The sequence below is a fragment of the uncultured Mailhella sp. genome, assembly GCF_905187505.1.
Classification (GTDB): Bacteria; Desulfobacterota; Desulfovibrionia; order Desulfovibrionales; family Desulfovibrionaceae; genus Mailhella.
Map to the genome: position 1 here is coordinate 1 of NZ_CAJJIC010000154.1, position 4958 is coordinate 4958.

Genomic DNA, 4958 nt, shown 5'->3' on the forward strand with positions numbered 1-4958 from the left:
CGCCGGGGCGATCTTCTTCCAGTGCCGGAGGCGGAGGCTGACGCAATGCTGACACGACCTCTTCTCGAGGCTCAAATCCTTTTGTCACGGGACTCATGAAGACCGGAGGCTCACCAAAACGCAGCCAATCCATATGGACATTGAAAAGGTCAGAAATGCGCACGCACCACGACAAAGGAATGATTCCCCTTTTCTTGGCTTCCGAGATGCTTCCCTGCTGCAGATTGAGAAGCTCGGCCAGTTCCGCCTGCGTACGCCTTCGGGAAACAAAGAGCATTCTGGCATAGACAGCGTCAAACTCGTCCATATCCAGCCGTTCCATGCATTCCCCGCTATTTGATGGGCTGAAGAAGCGGACTGTCCGGGGTGAGAACCATGCGGGTATTTTCTCCCAAAGACTTGCGCAACGCCTCCAGTCCACGTTGGAAGGAGAAGAACTCCGGCGAACGGGAGAAGGCATCGGCATAAATGCGGGCCGCTTCGGCATCGCCCTGACCTCTGAGCACCTGAGCCTGCTTGTTGGCCTCGGCGAGAATGACGGCACGTTCCTTGTCGGCGCCGGAACGGATCTTGGTTGATTCCTCTGCGCCTTCCGACCGGTACTGCGTGGCCTGACGCTCACGTTCAGCCCGCATGCGGTCAAAAATGGCCCGCTGGTTTTCGGCGGGGAGGTCGGTGCGCTTGATGCGCACATCCACAATCTCTATGCCGAACTCCTTCATCTGCTGAGAGGCTTTCTCCGTCACGGAATCCATGATGGACGTCCTCTCGTCGGCCACCACCTGCGTGAGCGTATGGCGACCGATGTGTGCGCGTATCTGAGAATAGATGACGGCATCAAGACGAGCCTGCGCGTTGTGTTCCGTACGCATGGTGCGGTAAAAACGCAGAGGATCGACAATGTTCCAGCGGGCATAGTTGTCAAGGACGATGGACTTGAGATCACTCGTCAAAGCTTCTGCAGGACGGGCGTCATAGTCCAGAATGCGGGCTTCAAAGTACACGACGTTCTGAATGAAGGGAATCTTGAAATGCAGCCCCGGACGATAGACCTTGTCCAGAGGATGGCCGAGCTGGATGACCAGCGCCTGCTGAGTCTGATCCACAATGAAAAGGCTCTGCTGAAGCCCTACGACCACAACCAGCAGGAGAAACACAAAAAACACGGGCTTCATGGCTTTCATTTCTGCGCTCCTCCCTTGGATGCGTCGCTGCTCTTCCAGCTGTCGAGCGGAAGCAGGGGAAGCACATGGCTGCCCGTATCGGACGGAAGCACCAGCTTTTCCATGCCGGGCTTGCTCAAAATGTCTTCAAACGTTTCGTAGAGCATACGTTTTTTCGTCACGTCCTCGGCCTTTTCATATTCGGCAAGCACGGAAAGGAATCGCTGAGCCTCGCCTTCGGCCTCGCGCACACGCGTTTCCTTATAGGCCTCGGCCTTGTTGATCATTTCCTGAGCCTGGCCCTGAGCCTTGGGCAGAATGTCGCGGCGATAGGCTTCGGCTTCATTGATGCTGCGCTGCTTGTCCTCACGGGCGCTCGCCACATCCTTGAAGGAGTCGCTCACTTCCTTGGGAGGCTGCACGTCCTGCATCTGCACGGCAACGACCTGAACGCCGACCTGATACCTATCGAGAATGCGCTGAAGCAGATCGGCCACGTCGTTCTGTATCTGCACGCGACCGTCGGTAAGCGCGGAATCGAGCGTGGTCTTTCCTATGACCTCGCGCATGGAGGCTTCGGCCGCGCGCTTGACCACCTGATCGGGCTGAATCACGTTGAACAGGTAATCCACCGCGCCGTCGGGCTTGATCTGATACTGAATGTTGAACTGCACGTTGATGATGTTCTCGTCACCCGTGAGCATGGCCGACTCTTCATTCACGGTCTGAACCCGGCCCTGCTGAAACACGCCGCCGACGGACTGTGCACGATAGCCCACGGCCGTCTGACGAACCTGGGTAACCTTGGGCTTATACACCGTTTCTATGGGATACGGCAGATGAATGTGCGGTCCCGGGGTTTCGGTACGCACATAGCGGCCGAAACGAAGCACGACGCCGGACTCATCAGGCTGCACGATGTAGATGCCGGAAAGTCCCCACACCACAAGAGCCGCCAGAACCAGCCAGCGCAGCTTCGGCAATCCGTCGATCTGCGGAACTTTCGGCCACGAAAACGAAGGGCGTCCGCCTCTGGATGAACCGCCGCCCTGCCTGTTGCGGTTGTCGTCGTTGTTCTGAGGATCATCACGATCATCATCGTGTCTTCCCCAGTTGCCCTTGCCCGCGGAACCCCAGCCGTTTTTCTGCTGCTGTTGCCGCTTTTCCTGTAATTTGTCCCAGTCCCAGTTCATAATAAGAGTAAATTATGACACGTTTTCTGCATGGTCAAGGCAGAAGTCGGGATTCGAGCGCAAGCTTTCAGGCATTGTCGAGCGTCGGATTTTGACCGCCCGCACAGGAAAACAAAAAAAATGAACGAAGATCACAAAAAAATGCTTGACGGCCATGGAGGTTTTGCCTATGTTGGCGGTTGTCGGGCGCTCGTGGCTCAGCTGGATAGAGCAACAGGCTACGAACCTGTGGGTCGGGAGTTCGAATCTCTCCGGGCGCACCATTCGAGAGCAAAGGCTTATGAGATTACTCATAAGCCTTTTTTCTTACCCTTTTTCCGACACGGCGCTTGTGCTCCGTCCCTCTTCTCCGGTCCCGCCGACCGCCTCTCTCCTCTTCTGTCTGTCGGAACTTCTCCAACGTCCAAAGGCAAGCCTCCGTCTTCCCAAACGGCAGACCTCCCGATCAAAACGCCATCCCGACTTCGGAAAGCGACTCACGGCCCCTTTTCCCCGCTCCCGGGCCGACCGCATCACGTTTCCCGCTGTGGAAATGCTGCCGCAGCTTCGCAGTCGCCGGTACGCCCGATACCGGATTCAAATGCCGTGTCATCCCTGTCGCCCGAACATGACGGGGAAGCCCTCGGAACAAAGAACCGTCTCTCTTCTTTCAAGCCTGAAAAAGGAAGACTTTCCGCAGACCCGAAGTGCAAAGCTTCCACGAAAAGACGTCTGTTGCCGCAGAGAAATGCGCGTGCTCCCTGACTGCATATGCAGACTGATTGGCTCTGCGTCTTCCCAGCGCCGCCGATGCCGCCACGAAAAACCGCGTCTGTCCGATCAGACCGGACAGACGCGGCAGAAACGTCCACGAAAGCGTATGCGGAAACGCGTCCGTGCTCAGATCAATTCAGGCGAACCGGAATTCCCGCGGTCAGGTCACCTATGTGCATGATAAGCTGCAGCGTCTCCTGGCTTTTGGGCATGAACTGGGGGAACTCCAGAACATTGTCACCCTTGCGGCCCTCGCGGGTGAACTGCTTGATGACCTTGCCGGAAGCATCCTCCAGGGTGAAGAACACCATGCCGTCATTTTCGCAGCTGTAGGGCACCATGTACATGCCGGTATCGGGATGGCGACGAAGATCCAGTGCGTCCATTTCATAGCCGGACTCCGTCTTTTTAAGCGGGACGACCACATTCGGGAAGCCGTTGGCGGCAGGCAGAGGCTGCACGCCCATGCGGGCAAGGCCTTCCTGCACTTCGGGAATGTTCATGAACAGCGACCAGAGAAGACCGCTGCGGTAGTTTTCCACCATGCTCACGATGGGCAGCTGATCAATGGCGAGGTAGCTGTTGTCGAACCAGTCGTCCTTGAGACTGAAGGCGTCGTAAGGGCCGTAGGGACCCCACAGCTTGTCCTTGTAATTGTCGTAAATGTTCCAGAGCACGCGCATGGAATACTCCGGCGTATACGGCATGGAGGAAAGCGCGGCCGTGGGCGCCACCGTTCCTATTTCATTGTAGGCGGACTGATAGCGGTAGCCGCCCTTCACGTCACAGGCCGTGAGTCCCCAGAACCCCTCACTGAACTGATGCTCGGCAGGGGCCGACTCCAGCGCGTAGGCGCGGTTCATGAGGGTATGGGTAATGTTGCGGACCATGTAGCCGCGGCGGACATGCGCATCGGCCATGCGGCGAGGATCCAGACCTATGAAGGAATAATGGGAAAGGAACATGCATCCGGCATAATCATTGGCGGCTTCGATGGTATAGCCGTTGCCGGTCTTGGGCTGATACTCGTCCGTGGAATACCAGAACTGCGCAGCTTCGCGGGAAATGGGATGCGTGGGAGAACCGAGCGCCAGCACATAGGCCATCATGGCCTCGTTGAAGCCGGAAATCTTCATGCCCATGCCGAAGTCGGCCGTAGGGCTCCAGTGCCAGTACAGCCCGTTGTTCTCCGACTTCGTGAACCAGTGCCAGTCCACGTCATGCCACAGCTCGGTAATGCAGTCGCGCAGCGCCTTTTCCTGGTCCGTATCGGCAGAAAAGTAGGAGCGGGCGATGAGCAGTCCCTGCATCATGAAGGCCGTTTCCACAAGGTCGGCGCCGTTGTCCTGCTCGCCGAAGGACACGGTTTTGCCCGTGCGTCCGTCAAGCCAGTGAGGAAACGCACCGTGAAGATTCTTTCTGTCCGTCTTGTCGCGCAGGAAGGTGGCGATTTTCAGCACACGTTCCGCAGCCGCCTCACGGGAAATCCAGCCGCGCTCCGCGGCCACGACTATGGCCGCCACGCCGAAACCCGAGCCGCCTATGGTGGCCTGTCCCGTTTCCTTGTTGCGGCTGTCCTCATAGGCCAGGCCGGACTCCGGGAACGTATGCTCCCAGATATAGCGGAAGGCGTCATACTGCAGCCTGTCGAGCAGAAGACGATCCTTCCTGAAGGCATCGTCGGGCGTAAAGTCGTTCAGCGTCGCCGCTTCGGCCTGAACGGCTTCGGGCTGCTTCTGAGCGGCGGCGGTCTTCTGCTCCTGAACGGCAAACACAAGGCAGGGGAACATCAGAACGGCAAAAGCAACGACCCCAAAAACACGTTTTTTCAGATTCATAACCATCCACC

General features: G+C 57.5%; 4 protein-coding genes and 1 tRNA gene. 1 reads left to right on the top strand and 4 read right to left on the bottom strand.

The annotated features are described in order from the left end of the window. The 3 genes from QZZ60_RS10495 to hflK all read right to left on the bottom strand — a co-directional run. The coding region (locus tag QZZ60_RS10495) for a helix-turn-helix domain-containing protein (protein WP_295641207.1) at window positions 1-322 on the bottom strand (322 nt) is incomplete at its 3' end. Between the two features lie 10 nt (window positions 323-332). Then, window positions 333-1175, bottom strand: coding sequence for a protease modulator HflC (gene hflC, locus QZZ60_RS10500; RefSeq protein ID WP_295641213.1), 843 nt, complete (start codon window positions 1173-1175; stop codon window positions 333-335). Window positions 1176-1180: 5 nt separating this feature from the next. Next, entirely contained in the window at window positions 1181-2356 is a 1176-nt protein-coding gene (gene hflK / locus QZZ60_RS10505; protein ID WP_295641209.1) for an FtsH protease activity modulator HflK, read from the bottom strand. 186 nt (window positions 2357-2542) lie between these two features. On the opposite strand from hflK, the gene QZZ60_RS10510 reads away from it, so the two are divergent. Further along, a tRNA-Arg gene (locus tag QZZ60_RS10510) sits at window positions 2543-2619 on the top strand. Between the two features lie 621 nt (window positions 2620-3240). Here the strand turns inward: QZZ60_RS10510 and QZZ60_RS10515 are convergent. Continuing rightward, on the bottom strand, window positions 3241-4958 hold a 1718-nt coding region (locus QZZ60_RS10515), incomplete at its 5' end, for a glucoamylase family protein (RefSeq protein WP_295641211.1).